Raw genomic sequence first — 14,801 nt, forward strand, 5'->3', positions numbered from 1 at the left:
ATGAGCGAGAGAAATACGTTAATAAACCGAATTGATACTTCGTATAAAACAACACATATTGAAAAGGAAATTGAATTAGATGGGATCGCGTTAAGTGATTTGGAATTGATTGCTATCGGGGGATATAGTCCGCTTACGGGATTTTTAGGGAAAAAAGATTATGAATCTGTTGTAGAAACAATACGATTACAAAACGGCACTGTATGGAGTATTCCCATTACATTGCCTGTAACAGAAGAAGTAGCGAAGAAGTTACAGGTAGGCGAAGAAGTTCGTCTCGTAAAGGAAGGTATAACTTACGGAACAATTGTAATTGAAGAAATTTACACACCAAATAAAGAAAGAGAAGCATTACTTGTTTATAAAACGACGGAAGAAGCGCACCCGGGTGTGAATAAGTTATTTGAGCGTCCAAACGTCTATGTAGGCGGAGAAATCAAGCTTGTGAAACGCATTCAAAAAGAAGCGTTTGCTGAATATTATTTAGATCCATTTGAAACGAGAAAAGTGTTTCAAAAGAGAGGCTGGAAAACGATTATTGGTTTTCAAACGAGAAATCCTGTTCATCGCGCGCATGAATATATTCAAAAAACAGCGCTTGAAATCGTGGATGGATTATTGCTGAATCCACTTGTTGGAGAAACAAAGTCAGATGATATCCCAGCAGATGTCCGAATGGAAAGTTATAAAGTGCTGTTAGAAAACTATTATCCAAGCGACCGTGTTACTCTAGCTGTATTTCCGGCAGCGATGCGTTATGCGGGTCCACGCGAAGCAATCTTTCATGCGCTTGTCCGAAAAAATTATGGCTGTACGCATTTTATTGTTGGCCGCGATCATGCAGGTGTTGGTGATTATTACGGAACATATGAAGCGCAGGAGATTTTCACGAACTTTACAATAGAAGAATTAGGGATTACACCGCTCTTCTTTGAACATAGTTTTTACTGTAAGAAATGTGAAGGAATGGCTTCCACAAAGACGTGTCCGCATCGTAAAGAAGACCATGTTATTTTATCGGGTACGAAAGTGAGAGAGATGCTTCGAAATGGTGAACTACCGCCAAGTACATTTAGCCGTAAAGAAGTGATTGAAGTATTAATTCAAGGATTACAAAAAGAAGCAGTTACAAAATAAGGGGAGAAAAGAATGAAGACAAATATTACTTGGCATGATGCATCTGTTTTAAAAGAAGAGCGCAGGCAGCAAAATAAGCACGAAAGCTTTGTACTTTGGTTTACAGGATTATCGGCTTCTGGAAAATCTACGGTGGCTAACGCGGTCGCTCGTAAATTATTTGAGAAGAAAATTGGAAATTACGTATTAGATGGTGATAATATTCGGCACGGTTTAAATAAAGATTTAGGATTTTCAGAGAGTGATCGTACAGAAAACATTCGCCGCATTGGGGAAGTCGCAAAATTGTTTGTAGATAACGGGACGATTGTGTTAACAGCGTTTATTTCCCCGTTTCGAGAAGATCGTAAACAAGTCCGTGACATATTAGAAGTAGAAGAGTTTATTGAAGTATTTGTAAAATGTCCAATTGAAGAGTGTGAAAAACGTGATCCGAAAGGTCTTTATAAAAAAGCGCGTAGCGGAGAAATTAAGCAGTTTACAGGGGTTGATTCTCCGTATGAAGAACCGCTAAATCCTGAAGTGGTTGTAGAAACAAACCGATATTCGGTAGAAAAATGTGCAGAGCAAGTAATTTCATATTTACAAGAACGTGGCTTGATTTCATTGCTTGAGAAGAGGGCTTAAATAGAGGGGGATACATGATGGGTTATGAAAAAGTGTGGGCGAACAATGAAAAACTAAATGCAACCGAAAAAAAGAAATTACAAAAAGATGGTTTAGAAATCTTTAAAGATATTCCGTATTATGCAGCAAATGGCTTCTCGTCTATTCCGAAAGAAGAATGGGATTCTTTTAAGTGGGCAGGTCTTTATTTACAGCGCCCGAAAGAAGCCGGATACTTCATGATGCGTGTGAATATACCATCTGGCATTATAACGAATAAGCAAATTGAAACGTTGGCTTCGATTGCTGAAGATTATGGCCGTGATGTGTTAGACATTACGACGCGTCAAGCAATTCAATTCCATTGGCTTGAAATTGAACAAATTCCAGATATTTTAGAGCGCCTTGCAAGAGCGAATCTATCAGCAGCTGGTGCTTGTGGTGACATTACAAGAAATATTACAGGAAATCCACTTGCGGGAATTGATAATGATGAATTGTTTGATACGAGAGACATCGTAAATGAAGTGTATGAGTTCTTCCAGCATAACGAAGATTTCTCCAATTTACCGCGTAAATTTAAAATGTCGATTAGTTCAAATATATATAACTCAGCAAATGCTGAAATTAACTGTGTAGCATTTACACCGGCAACAAAAGAGATAAATGGAGAAACAGTGAAGGGCTTTCATGTGAAAGTAGGCGGTGGTCTATCGGCTCGTCCATATTTAGCGAAGGAACTTGATATTTTTGTGTTACGCGAGCAAGTAAAAGATGTAGCAATCGCAATCGCTACGATTTTCCGAGACTTTGGATACCGAGAAAAGCGTCACATGTCACGCTTAAAGTTTCTTGTTGCAGACTGGGGACCAGAGAAATTTAAAGAAAAGTTATTAGAGTATACAGGAGTGCTTCATGATAAAGGAGTCTCTGCCATCAAAGAATGGAATGCCGGCTACTTTTATGGTGCTCATAAGCAAAAACAAGATGGGCTATATTATGTTGGTTTTAATGTACCGGTTGGTCGCTTACATGCAGAAGAAATGTATGAGATTGCTAGAATTGCAAGGCAGTATGGAAGTGGTGAAATTCGTACATGTAATTCGCAAAACTTTATTATTCCAAACGTTCCAAAGGAAAATGTTGCGACGTTACTAAGTGAACCTTTATTTGAAGCGATTTCAGCAAGCCCAAAATCATTTATCGGATATGCTGTCTCTTGCACTGGTATCGAATACTGTAATTTAGCGTTAGTTGAGACGAAAGAACGATTACGTAATATTGCTGATTATTTAGATACACAGCTTGTATTAGATGTACCGGTACGTATTCACATGGTTGGTTGCCCAAATTCATGTGGTCAAAGACAAATTGCTGATATTGGTTTGCAAGGTGTCAAAATGAAAATGAAAGAAAAAGGACTTGTTGAAGCATTTGAACTATATGTTGGAGGGACGCTGTTAGATGGTGGAGCCTATAATGAAAAGTTAAAAGGGAAAATTGATGGAGACGATTTGCCAAACGTGCTAGTCCAGTTATTAACATATTTTAAAAAGAATAAGTTACCGGCAGAAACATTTTATGAATTTGTTGGCCGCGTTGGAGTTGCCGAATTACAAGTAGCGTTAACGGTAATTTTAGAAGAGGGGATTGCATCATAGGAGGGGTTAGTATGGATTTATACCGATTTGAAGCTGTTGTAGCAAATAAAGTTGTTCCTGTTGTTGTGGTCGCTCAAAGTGAGGAACAAGCATTTCGCCTTGTGGAAGTAGAACTTGAGAAATATTTTTTACCGTTACCGGAAGTAAAAGAAATTTCGCTATATGAGAAAAAGAAAATTCGAAAAAGCGCAGCGTTTGTTATTGGGGAGCAAGAAACAATTTTATCAGATTAAGGAATTACATGTATAACTAAGGCGGGAGGAATGAGTCGGCTTCTCTTCCGCAAAGAAAAGGAGTGGGGAAGAGAAGATGGGAAAAGTGTATATCGTTGGCGCAGGACCTGGTGATCCAGATTTAATTTCTGTAAAAGGAGTAAAGTGCATTCAAGAGGCAGATGTCATTTTGTATGATCGCCTTGTAAATAAAGAATTGCTTTCTTATGCAAAACAAGGCGCAGACTTAATTTACTGCGGGAAACTACCAAACTATCACACAATGAAACAAGAAACGATTCATTCTTTTCTTGTCAAATATGCGAAAAAAGGAAAGGTTGTAACGCGGCTAAAAGGTGGGGACCCATTTGTATTTGGCCGGGGCGGTGAAGAAGCGGAAGCGTTAGCGAAACATAGTATTCCATTTGAAATAGTGCCAGGCATTACAGCTGGTATTGCAGCGTCTGCTTACGCTGGTATTCCCGTTACACATAGAGATGCCAGTGCAAGCTTTGCTGTTGTAACAGGGCATCGAAAGGACGGGGCGCAAGAGGAAGTGAAGTGGGAGAATTTAGCGAAAGGTGTTGACACACTTGCAGTTTATATGGGAGTCAGTAATCTTCCGTATATATGTGAACAGCTACTAAAGTATGGAAAAGATGAACACACGCCAGCAGCTATTGTAGAATGGGGAACAACATCTATGCAGCGTACGGTTGTAGGGACATTAAGTACGATCGTAACAATTGCGAATAAAGAAGAGATTAAAAATCCAAGTATGATTGTGATTGGTGAAGTGGTACGTTTTCGTGAGAAGATACAGTGGTTTGAAGGAACGATGGCCGCTGAATATCCAGTAAGCGGAGCGTTGTAGTATGAAAGCTGTCTTATATATATGTCATGGTAGCCGTTTACAGGCAGCGCGTGATGAAGCGATTTCTTTCGTGTCAGCTTGTATGAAGGAAGTATGTGCCGAAGTGCAAGAAGTATGTTTTCTAGAACTTGCAAATCCATCTATTTCAGAAGGGTTTGCAAACTGTGTTAGGAAAGGCGCAACGGAAATTATTGTTGTGCCTGTTTTTTTACTGGCAGCCGTTCATGTGAAGGAAGACATTCCAGCTGAATTAGAAGTGATGAAACGGAAGTACCCGGACGTATCAGTTGTATATGGTAGTCCATTTGGTGTATCGAAGTCACTCGTTTCTGCCGTAATGAGAGGAAGTGGAGTGAAAGAGCTTGGCACACACGTGACGTTACTACTCGTCGTAAGAGGAAGCAGTGACCGAGAGACATTAGCAAATATTGATGAAATCGCTTCGTTAATTGGTGAAGAATCTGAAGTGAAGAAAGTAGAAGTGTGTTACTTAGCTGCTGCTGATCCGCAGTTTGAAGAAAAACTACAAAGTATATTGCAAGAAGAACATGGGAAAATTGCAGTTCTTCCATATTTACTATTTACAGGTTTATTAATGAAGCGAATTGAGAGAGAGATTCGTAAAGTTGAAACGAAAAATATATATGTATGTCCATACTTAGGTGGAAATCGTGCTTTTCAGGACAGGTTAATACAGCATACAAATGAAATGGTAAGGAGGGTTGACTATGTATCCACTTACAGTACGGTTAGAAGATAAGCGAGTAGTTGTGGTTGGCGGCGGACGTGTAGCGAGCTTTAAAATTGGTCCGTTATTACGTGCTGGTGCAGATGTTGTTGTGGTTAGTAAAGAACTTGATGTTCGCGTAGTTCAACTTGTAGAGGAAGAAAAGATTCGTTGGTTACAAAAAGAATATGAAGCAAGTGACATATTAGATGCTTTTTTAGTTGTCGCAGCAACAAATGATTCGAAGTTAAATGAAAAAGTTGCAGATGACGCACATCCAAATCAGCTTGTAAATGTGATTACAAATCCAGAGAGCGGAAATATTCATTTTCCAGCAGCAATTCACCGGGGGAAATTAAATATTGCAGTTTCAACGGGCGGGGCAAGTCCAAAGCTCGCAAAAAAAATCCGTGATCAAATTGCACAGCAATACGACGAACGTTACGAAGAATATTTACAGTTTTTATATGAAGTTCGCTTGAAAGTGAAAGGTTTAGAGCGAGAAAAGAAACAATCTATCTTACAGGAAGTGCTAGATGCCGTTTATATAGAAAGTGAAAATCATCGTCTTCATCTTTTACAATCACTAGATGAAATATTGTTAATTGAATAATTGAAATATTACACCCTTTTCAATACAATAGAAAATACGTGATTGAAAAGGGGGATAAATCTTGAAAGTTAGAAACTCAGTAAAAGCATTAATTGTAAGAGATGAGCACATTTTAGCAATTAAAAAAAGAGATGATGACGGTTATTATTACGTGCTAGTTGGTGGTGGACAAGAACCGGGAGAAACATTTTTAGAAACGGTAAAACGAGAATGTGTAGAGGAGATTGGTGCGGAAGTTCAGCCGCATGAACTATTATTCATTCGTGAGTATATTGGTAAAAATCATGAACATGCAGCATTTGATTATAATACGCATCAAGTTGAGTATATGTTTTCGTGTACACTTCTTACGGAGCCGGATGTAAATAAAGCAACGGAGTTAGATACGGATCAAATTGGGATAGAGTGGATTCCTTTAGCTAAAATTGAAGAGTATCGTTTATATCCAAGAGCGTTAGGAGAAAGGTTAAAGAAGCATTTTGTGAAGGGAGAAAGAGTAGAAGTATATTTAGGGGATGTAAATTAATACTTTACAAAGCTAGCAATCTACTCTATAATCACAAGTAACTTTTAAATGTAAAATCGATGAGCAAGAAGAGTACGTATATTTGAGGCGTTCAGAGAGCTGGGGAAAGGTGTGAGCCCGGTACGATAAAATATACAGAATGGGCTTGCGAGAGGTATGTTGAACGATTAGTAGGCAACCCGGGTTCCGCCGTTACAAGGATAGGATATCGGAAGTATTTCCTGTATCTGAAAAGTGGGATAGTTATATCCAATCGAGGTGGTACCACGGTATTATATTACATATATCGTCCTCTATGCGCATTACTGCGTGTAGAGGACTTTTTTTATTTTCGAAAGGTGGTGGGCGAGTATGAAATGAACGTGTATAATTAAGAAAAATGAAAATATTCAGAAAAGAGGGAGTAAAGATGAAAGAGTCGCAGCAATGGACGTCGAAAATTGGATTTGTACTCGCAGCAGCCGGGGCAGCAGTAGGACTTGGAGCAATATGGAAGTTTCCTTACGTTGCTGGTAATAGTGGAGGTGGAGCTTTCTTTCTCGTCTTTTTACTATTAACGTTCTTTATCGGTTTACCACTGTTGTTAGCGGAATTTGTGATTGGGCGTAGTACACAAAAAGAAGCAGTAACAGCTTATAAAGTATTAGTACCAAACAGTAAGTTATATCCATGGATTGGCCGTATGGGTGTTGTAACATGTTTTAGTGTTTTATCATTTTATAGCGTTGTTGGAGGATGGATTTTACTTTATTTATTTTACAGTGTAACAGGTGGATTTTGGGATGGAAACGCGGACTATGGAAAAATATTTAGCGAAACGATTTCGAATCCACTTAGCGCGGTTGGCGCACAGTTTTTATTTATGCTTTGTACTATTTTTGTTGTAAGTAAAGGTGTAGAAAAAGGGATTGAAAAAGCAAGTAAGTATATGATGCCGCTCTTATTTATTTTATTTATAGCAATTATCGTTCGCGCGCTTACGCTAGATGGCGCTTGGGAAGGTGTTGTTTTCTTCCTACAACCAGATTTTTCGGAATTAACAGGTGAAACAGTTTTATATGCGATGGGACAGTCGTTCTTTTCATTAACTGTTGGGGCCTCTGTTATGGTTACGTATAGCTCATATTTAAAGAAAGAAGAGCATTTAGCAAAATCGGCAACTTCAATTGTTAGTTTAACAGTCTTTATTACTGTTCTTGCAGGATTAGCAATCTTCCCAGCAATTTTTGCTTTAGGTGTAGAGCCAACTGAAGGTCCAGGACTTTTATTTATTGTATTACCAGCTGTATTTGGACAAATTCCATTTGGGCAATTCTTCTTCATTATGTTCTTAATTTTATTCTTCTTTGCGACATTAACTTCAGCGATTTCTATGCTTGAAATTGTCGTTGCTTCCGTTGCGAAAGAAGATACGAAAAAGCGTCCGAAAGCATCTCTTATCATTGGAATCTTAATTTTTGCAGTAGGGATTCCAGCAGCGTTATCATTTGGAGTAATGAGTGATGTGAAGCTATTTGGAAAAACATTTTTTGATCTTATAGACTTTGGAGTAAGTAACGTATTACTTCCGTTAGGTGTACTTGCAATTTCATTATTCGTACCAAATAAAATGAAAAAAGAATTATTAATGAAGGAATTAGAAGTAAAAGAAGGAATAGGGAAGATATTGTTTGATATATGGTTCTTCTTATTACGTTATATCATCCCGATTACAGTTATTATTGTATTTTTAAATGTGATTGGTGTCTTTAAGATTATGAAGTAGAATAATGTGACAGAAGAGATTGTATTTTGTATATATAATAGTAGATTTGTGGTAGATAATTGATAAAAACCTCGGCATTTGCCGAGGTTTTCTTATTTAGATATAACTTGCTGGATTAACAGCGTTTGTTTTTCCTGCATTCCATTCACCAACATGAATTTCAAAATGTAAATGTTGACCGGAGGAATCGCCAGTATTCCCCATAAATCCGAGCTGTTGTCCTTGTGATACTGTTTGTCCATTAGAAACAGATAAGCTACTCATATGCGCGTAAACAGTTGTGTAAGTTTGTCCATTGATACGATGTGATACATAGACAACATTTCCATAAGAGGAAGAAAAGTCTGCGCGAATAACTACACCATCAGCAGCAGCTACAATTGGAACTGTACCAGGCGCAGCAATGTCAATACCTTTATGAGTACCACCGCGAGTGTTAAAGCTATCCGAAACTCTTCCAGCTGATGGACGAATAAAACCACCAGTACTTACACTTGGTGTGGAAGGTTTAGATGGTGCTTGTTGAACCGCTACGTTATTATTTGAACTCTTTTGCTGAGCAGCTTTTTTTGCTTCTTCAGCTTTTTTCGCTTCTTCAGCTTTACGAGCTTCTTCAGCACGTTTTTCTTCTTCAATTGCTTGTTGGACAGCTTTACGCTGATTTTCAAGAATTTGCTGTGTTTCTTCTAAACCTTCAATCTCAGAATCAATGGAAGCAAGTTTTGCATGTAAATCAGCAACTAACGCTTTTTGTTCTTGTTGCTGCGTTTCTAGTTGTTGCTGTTGTGTTTGTAAAGTTGCTTCAGCTTCTTTTAATTGCGCTTCTTTTTGTTCAACAGCTTCCTTCTCTTTTTTTACATTTTCTTGCGCTTCTTTTTGTTTGTCCATAATATCTGTATCGCTATTAATGATTAAGCTAACAGAATGCATATTTTGTATAAGCTCAGCGATACTTTGCGTATTTGTTAATACTTCCGTCACTAAATTTGTACGAGGTTGCTCTTGCATTCCTTGTAAGCGACTTTTAATTAACTCATGACGCGTATCGATTTCCTTTTGTAAGTCTTCAATCGATTGTTTTTTCTCAGCAATTTGTTTTTGTGTCTTTTCAATTTCAGCTTTCGTTTCGTTTAAAGATGCTTCATTTTTATTAATAGAAGTTGTTAATTCATCAATTTTCTTTTGTAATTCTGCAGTTTCTTTCTCAATTTTTTCTTTTTCTACCGTTTTCGTATTTAGGTCTTCTTGTTTTTCAGTTAATTGTGACTGAATGTCAGATAATTTATCTTGATTTGTTTCCGCATATACCGGTGAAAGTAACGGAGAAACAAAAAGAGTACCAGCTGCTAATACACTAACGGCGGTTAATTTTGTTTTCATAATATGTATAAAACTCCTTTCCCTATGATTGTATATATCATATAAACTCGGAAAGTGTCTATTGTTGTAACCATAATGTAAAAGAAATGATGTATTTGCTATATAAATATCGAATTTTTTCATAGATTTTGGAATTATTATTCGGGAATTTTCTTTGTTTCTATATAAAGAAATGTTATTTTGTTGCGTATGTATAACTCTAGGAATGGAATGATTTTCAAGGTGTGTAAGTAGTCGTACAAGATATTTTCTATCATTTTTCATACTATATTGTGAAAGATGGATAGAGGTATTATTTTCTATAAGTTGTGAAGAAGTAGTGAGTGAAGTTTCACTTTATCATACGTATAATTGGTTTTAAAATATGAAATAGCATGTTTCTGGAATCATTCTCATGTTAGGTTTTCTGACATGGAGATTTTTTTTGTCAAGTGAAATATTTACACTATTATAAATTTATTTTGTTGTCAGACTGCAATTTTTCCTATATCATTTTTAAGGGGATAAAAGTATTGATTATACTTCATGCTTTTATGTTCTTATTTCATAGAGAGACAGAAATAAGAAATTAACATCTAAGAAGGGGGTTGCAGCAAGTATGAAGAGAATTGGACTTGCATGGCAAATTTTAATTGGTCTGGCAGCTGGTATTGCAGTTGGGGCAATCTTTTATGGTAACGACCAGGTTGTTTCGTATTTACAACCAATCGGTGACATTTTTATTCGCTTAATTAAAATGATTGTTGTACCAATCGTAGTAGCGAGCCTTATCGTTGGTGTAGCAGGCGTTGGTGACGTAAAGAAGCTTGGCCGACTTGGCGGAAAAACAATTATCTATTTTGAAGTCATTACAACAATTGCGATTATTGTTGGTTTATTAATAGCGAATATCTTCCAACCAGGTAATGGCGTAGATATGTCGAAGTTGGAAAAGTCAGATATTTCCCAATATGAATCTACAACAAGTGAAGTTCAGGATCACGGGTTTGCAGACACATTTGTAAATATCGTTCCAACTAATATTATAAAGTCACTAGCAGAGGGTGACATGCTTGCAATTATTTTCTTCTCTGTATTATTTGGTCTAGGTGTAGCAGCAATTGGAGAGAGAGGTAAGCCTGTTCTTAACTTCTTCCAAGGTGTAGCGGATGCGATGTTCTATGTAACAAACCAAATTATGAAATTTGCACCATTTGGTGTATTTGCTTTAATTGGGGTAACCGTTTCTCAGTTTGGTTTAAGCTCACTAATTCCACTTGGAAAATTAGTTGTTGTTGTATACGGGGCGATGATTTTCTTCGTTGTTGTTGTATTAGGACTTACGGCGAAAATATTTGGAATTAATATTTTCCAATTCTTTAAGATTTTAAAAGATGAACTGATTCTAGCGTATTCTACAGCAAGTTCAGAAACGGTATTACCGAAAGTTATGGAAAAGATGGAACGCTTCGGTTGCCCGAAAGCAATTACATCGTTCGTAATTCCAACTGGTTATTCATTTAACTTAGATGGATCAACATTATATCAAGCAATTGCGGCAATTTTCTTAGCGCAAATGTACGGTATTGATTTATCAATTAGCGAGCAAATTACATTATTACTTGTATTAATGGTAACTTCAAAAGGTATTGCAGGTGTACCGGGAGTATCGTTCGTAGTATTATTAGCGACGCTTGGTACAGTTGGAATTCCAGCTGAAGGTTTAGCGTTTATTGCAGGTGTTGACCGTATTTTAGATATGGCACGTACAGCAGTAAACGTAGTTGGTAACTCATTAGCGGCTGTTATTATGTCGAAGTGGGAAGGCCAATATGATGATGAAAAAGGACAAGCTTATTTGAAAGAGATTGAGGCAGAGCGTCAAGCTGCGTAACTATAAAAAAGACCGTCCGAGTTGGACGGTCTTTTTTAATTGCTAATCGGTCTATATACATTCTTCTTACCATGATCATAAATAATCGCTGATTTTGCTGGTATTGTCTCGTTCTTGCTTTTGAACTCATTATTCGAGAAGTTGACGATTACTTTTAAGTCTTCTCCATATTGTGCAGATTGTACAAGACGATCATCTGAAAGGTACGTAAAGTTAGACATTTCCTCTGTTACTGCTTTTTTATGGAACGCTTCCCACGTTTGGACATGGTGTATAATTGCTTCTTTATGTTCGTTCCACTCTTGACTATCTAAATGATAAAGCGGTGGAATATTGTATAACAGTTCATTCAACATTCGATTTCCTACTTCATCTTTTATTTTCATGCTCCCCCATTCCCAGTGATGAGTCGTAATAACAGAATCGTTGTATACAAGTTTGTAAAGAGGTACAGAATATACTGGGTTTAAATAAATTTCTTTATATTCATCTTTAACAGGTACTTGTTTTGCATATCTTTCAGGAATATTTTGTTTTGCAGACCAGTATGCTCCAACGTAATAAGGGCTTGTTTTATTTTTTCTCATATCTTCATCGCCCCATTTAATAACAGGTGTTTCAATGCCATGTGCGAATGCGATAACTTCACTCGCAAAGTCATTCCCGCCTTCGGAACCTACAACCATGCCTTTTTCTTTTGCGATATAATCCATTCTTGCTAATCTAGCTTGTAAATCTTGTTTTTGTGTTGTCGGATGGCTAGGAGAATAATCATCATAAATTTCTCCTGTCGCGTCACAATCAATAAACCATGAGTTAAAAGCCACACCAGTGCGTAGAATACCGGCTACACGTGCTTCTACACTTGGCAATGATAGAGTTGGATTTAATTTACGACCTCTACCGAGAAATCCTTTTATTTTCTCACCGTTCTTATTTTCAATTGTAGCTTCTTCAAATAAAGTTGGATTTTCGAAGTAAGCTGTATTCCATGATGTATCTTCTTTTTCTTGGATAGAATGATACGAATCGTATGGGCCAACCAAATATCCCATTTTCTCAGCTTCTTTTACAGCATCTGGGTGCATAAATCCTTGCTCCCAATTTTGTAAGCCAATCCATGCGTGGTCAATTCCGCTTTGTTTCATATCTTTTAAAATATCGGTTCCGTCTTCATTACCCCATTTGTTAATTTCGTCTACGCTATCTTGTAGTACACTTTTTAGAAGATGTTTATTTAGTTTGTATAATTCGATCTCTGTTAAATTATCTATCCCTTTTTCTAATAAATCCTTAGCCTCCTTATCAACTTCGGGGAAAACATCAGGGTTGTAAAACTCTTTCATTTTTAATACTTCGTTAATATAACGAAGGACAACTTGTTTTTGATAATTATCAATAAAGTCTTGGTTTGCTATTTGGTCGAACACGACTAGTTCCTCAGGCTCTGGGCTATATGTTTGAATAAGCTCTTTAATCCAAGTGAAAAGGGGGCTATTCATTTCCTGCCGCAGTTTATCCCACTTCACACTATTTGTTGATAAAAATTGTGTATTCCACAAGTAAATATGTGGTGCTCCATATAACTTCTCAACTTCTTTATTTTGTTTTGCTTTTTCTTCTAGTGTTTTAAATTCATCTTTTTCTACAATATAGTTTTTATAAAGCTTCGCAATATCTACAGCGTTATTATTTGTAACATATAGTCTAAAACTATACGTTTTATCTTTATTAATACTTGGAAATTCATGGGTGAAATCAAAGCCGATTTCAGGATCTACTTGAAACTTTACTTCATTGTTAAACATATTTTCAGCAATATATACCATTGAATATTCTTTCGTATTTAATGCGAAAAATCGCATAGAGAAAGACTCAGCAAATGAAAACGTTTCGTCTTTTAAAAAGTTTTTCCAGTGTGGGTCGTTACTTGGAATATGCTTTCCTTCCCATAATGGAAGTGTGTAGCTACTAGCTTGTACTTTTGGCCAAGTGAAGCTTTCTGCTCCAGTTGACTCGAGCTCAATATTTAAGTAGTTTTTCTTTTTCTCTAACTGAACTTTCATTTTTTGATCGGGATATTCCCAAGATGTTTGATTTCTGTTTTCTTTTAAATTTGATACATTCATCTTCGGTAACGGATTTGAAGCTTTTTCTTTTATTCCATCTTGAATGACCGTTAATTCAAAAGTTTCAGGGTTTACTTCGTACGTAAAATCTTTATATGTCACTTTCGTTGTTGTTTGTTGACGCTTCGTTTGTTCACTGTTCCATTCACACCCCGTGAAAATAGAAGTGGTCATTGTGAAGAGTAGACATAATTTTATTGTTTTTTTCATTTTTGCACCTCCACTACTGACTATATAAGTACTTTGTGACAGTAGTGTGACAATGAACATATTCTTTTTTTAGATTTCAGGAAAAATAAGCATTGTTGATTGTAAGATTTCTTTCGTGTGTATGCGTTCAAGTCAGCTATAATAGTTATAAAAATAAGGAGAATACGATTATGAATACAGTACATATTGTCTTCGGAGATTCTGCGGCCGAGAATGTAACATCTGCTTTACGCAAAAGTAATCAGCATAAAAGTGAGAAAGTGATTTGTATGAAGGAAGACTTCTCTATAGGACCTATTTCTAAACTAGAGTGTGATGAAGGAATACAAGTGAGAAAAAAATGGCTAGGAGAGGTGCTGAAAACGATTGATCCGCATTTCATAAAAGATAGTGATGATTTTGAGTGGATTGCAGAAACGATGAGGAGTAATTTGCAATCAGTAACGGAAATTCCAAATGATAGCAAAATTGTTTTATGGCATGGTAGTAATACATCGGATAAGATTGGTTTGATGTTTGTAGCGTTTTTACTTCAAGATAAAAATGTATACTTTGAAGAAGTGAATGTTACGGAGTACAGTCATCATATTAATTACATGATAAGAGATATGCATGGTGAAGAAATTCCCCATATGTTAAACAGTGTGGGTGCGACACCACCAAAGCTGATTTTAGATGTTTTACAAATGAAAAAGAGCATGTCGAATATAGAAGTTCAGATGCTAATAAAGAATTGGGAAAAGTGGTCTGGAGCGAAAGAGATATTAAGAATACTATTAAATGAAGAAGTAGTGGCTGTTTCTGAAGACTATTACGATACAGCTATCTTACAAACTGTATCAAATGAATATGAAGTAGCAGCTCGTGTTGTAGGCGAAGTGATGGGAACGAATGAACAATGTATAGGTGATACATATTTAGCTTTTCGAGTTCATTATTTAATACAAAAAGGGCAATTACAGTATAAAGGGGATTTGGGAGGATTAGGGAAGTTTGGAATTCGGTTAGGTTAAGTTTCTTCGTTAGAAGTTATAGAATTGCACGAAAAATAAAAATACCCACTATTTTCATCAAAATACTATTTGACT

The 14,801-nt window shown here is 36.6% G+C and carries 12 protein-coding genes, 1 pseudogene and 1 other annotated feature; of the genes and pseudogenes, 11 read left to right on the forward strand and 2 right to left on the reverse strand.

The features are described from left to right. The 9 genes from sat to BAMA_RS04485 all read left to right on the forward strand — a co-directional run bounded on the left by sat (position 1) and on the right by BAMA_RS04485 (position 8,121). Positions 1-1,137, forward strand: coding sequence for a sulfate adenylyltransferase (gene sat, locus BAMA_RS04445; protein ID WP_034636513.1), 1,137 nt, complete (start codon positions 1-3; stop codon positions 1,135-1,137). A 12-nt stretch (positions 1,138-1,149) separates the two neighbouring features. After that, positions 1,150-1,764 (forward strand): adenylyl-sulfate kinase, encoded by a 615-nt coding sequence (gene cysC / locus BAMA_RS04450; RefSeq protein WP_034636515.1) that lies wholly within the window; start codon positions 1,150-1,152, stop codon positions 1,762-1,764. A 17-nt stretch (positions 1,765-1,781) separates the two neighbouring features. Then, a complete protein-coding gene (locus BAMA_RS04455) occupies positions 1,782-3,404 on the forward strand; it encodes a nitrite/sulfite reductase (protein WP_034636516.1) in 1,623 nt (540 codons plus the stop codon). Positions 3,405-3,415: 11 nt separating this feature from the next. Beyond that, the gene (locus tag BAMA_RS04460; RefSeq protein WP_034636519.1) at positions 3,416-3,637 is read left to right on the forward strand and encodes a DUF3906 family protein; all 222 of its coding nucleotides are present in this window, start codon (positions 3,416-3,418) and stop codon (positions 3,635-3,637) included. Between the two features lie 76 nt (positions 3,638-3,713). Further along, a complete protein-coding gene (gene cobA / locus BAMA_RS04465; RefSeq protein WP_034636521.1) occupies positions 3,714-4,490 on the forward strand; it encodes a uroporphyrinogen-III C-methyltransferase in 777 nt (258 codons plus the stop codon). A 1-nt stretch (position 4,491) separates the two neighbouring features. Beyond that, positions 4,492-5,250, forward strand: a complete 759-nt coding sequence (locus tag BAMA_RS04470; protein WP_034636523.1) for a sirohydrochlorin chelatase — start codon at positions 4,492-4,494, stop codon at positions 5,248-5,250. Then, positions 5,219-5,830 carry an NAD(P)-binding protein gene (locus tag BAMA_RS04475; protein ID WP_034636525.1) on the forward strand — a complete coding sequence of 204 codons (612 nt, stop codon included), beginning with the start codon at positions 5,219-5,221 and terminating at the stop codon, positions 5,828-5,830. The genes BAMA_RS04470 and BAMA_RS04475 overlap by 32 nt, the downstream gene beginning before the upstream one ends. 61 nt (positions 5,831-5,891) lie before the next feature. Continuing rightward, positions 5,892-6,356 (forward strand): NUDIX domain-containing protein, encoded by a 465-nt coding sequence (locus tag BAMA_RS04480; protein ID WP_034636528.1) that lies wholly within the window; start codon positions 5,892-5,894, stop codon positions 6,354-6,356. Between the two features lie 50 nt (positions 6,357-6,406). Further along, positions 6,407-6,653, forward strand: a binding site (T-box leader). A gap of 112 nt (positions 6,654-6,765) precedes the next feature. Beyond that, positions 6,766-8,121, forward strand: a complete 1,356-nt coding sequence (locus tag BAMA_RS04485; protein WP_034636530.1) for a sodium-dependent transporter — start codon at positions 6,766-6,768, stop codon at positions 8,119-8,121. A gap of 96 nt (positions 8,122-8,217) precedes the next feature. Here the strand turns inward: BAMA_RS04485 and BAMA_RS04490 are convergent. Next, positions 8,218-9,141 (reverse strand): annotated as a pseudogene (locus BAMA_RS04490) (M23 family metallopeptidase); the annotation flags it as partial. 958 nt (positions 9,142-10,099) lie between these two features. On the opposite strand from BAMA_RS04490, the gene gltP reads away from it, so the two are divergent. Continuing rightward, complete coding sequence (gene gltP, locus BAMA_RS04495; protein ID WP_034636534.1) at positions 10,100-11,374, forward strand: glutamate/aspartate:proton symporter GltP; 1,275 nt, start codon at positions 10,100-10,102, stop codon at positions 11,372-11,374. A 35-nt stretch (positions 11,375-11,409) separates the two neighbouring features. Here the strand turns inward: gltP and BAMA_RS04500 are convergent, their stop codons facing one another. Then, entirely contained in the window at positions 11,410-13,713 is a 2,304-nt protein-coding gene (locus BAMA_RS04500; protein WP_034636535.1) for a glycoside hydrolase, read from the reverse strand. A 170-nt stretch (positions 13,714-13,883) separates the two neighbouring features. On the opposite strand from BAMA_RS04500, the gene BAMA_RS04505 reads away from it, so the two are divergent. Then, on the forward strand, positions 13,884-14,726 hold the full coding sequence (locus tag BAMA_RS04505) for a DUF1835 domain-containing protein (RefSeq protein WP_034636536.1): 843 nt from the start codon (positions 13,884-13,886) through the stop codon (positions 14,724-14,726). The last annotated feature ends 75 nt before the right edge of the window (positions 14,727-14,801 follow it).

This window comes from Bacillus manliponensis (assembly GCF_000712595.1).
GTDB lineage: Bacteria > Bacillota > Bacilli > Bacillales > Bacillaceae_G > Bacillus_A > Bacillus_A manliponensis.

What these genes read in the sequence shown, in the direction of transcription:
- sat (WP_034636513.1), top strand. Translation starts at nt 1, where the DNA reads ATGAGCGAGAGAAATACGTTAATAAACCGAATTGATACTTCGTATAAA.
- cysC (WP_034636515.1), top strand. Translation starts at nt 1,150, where the DNA reads ATGAAGACAAATATTACTTGGCATGATGCATCTGTTTTAAAAGAAGAG.
- BAMA_RS04455 (WP_034636516.1), top strand. Translation starts at nt 1,782, where the DNA reads ATGGGTTATGAAAAAGTGTGGGCGAACAATGAAAAACTAAATGCAACC.
- BAMA_RS04460 (WP_034636519.1), top strand. Translation starts at nt 3,416, where the DNA reads ATGGATTTATACCGATTTGAAGCTGTTGTAGCAAATAAAGTTGTTCCT.
- cobA (WP_034636521.1), top strand. Translation starts at nt 3,714, where the DNA reads ATGGGAAAAGTGTATATCGTTGGCGCAGGACCTGGTGATCCAGATTTA.
- BAMA_RS04470 (WP_034636523.1), top strand. Translation starts at nt 4,492, where the DNA reads ATGAAAGCTGTCTTATATATATGTCATGGTAGCCGTTTACAGGCAGCG.
- BAMA_RS04475 (WP_034636525.1), top strand. Translation starts at nt 5,219, where the DNA reads ATGTATCCACTTACAGTACGGTTAGAAGATAAGCGAGTAGTTGTGGTT.
- BAMA_RS04485 (WP_034636530.1), top strand. Translation starts at nt 6,766, where the DNA reads ATGAAAGAGTCGCAGCAATGGACGTCGAAAATTGGATTTGTACTCGCA.
- gltP (WP_034636534.1), top strand. Translation starts at nt 10,100, where the DNA reads ATGAAGAGAATTGGACTTGCATGGCAAATTTTAATTGGTCTGGCAGCT.
- BAMA_RS04500 (WP_034636535.1), bottom strand. Translation starts at nt 13,713, where the DNA reads ATGAAAAAAACAATAAAATTATGTCTACTCTTCACAATGACCACTTCT.
- BAMA_RS04505 (WP_034636536.1), top strand. Translation starts at nt 13,884, where the DNA reads ATGAATACAGTACATATTGTCTTCGGAGATTCTGCGGCCGAGAATGTA.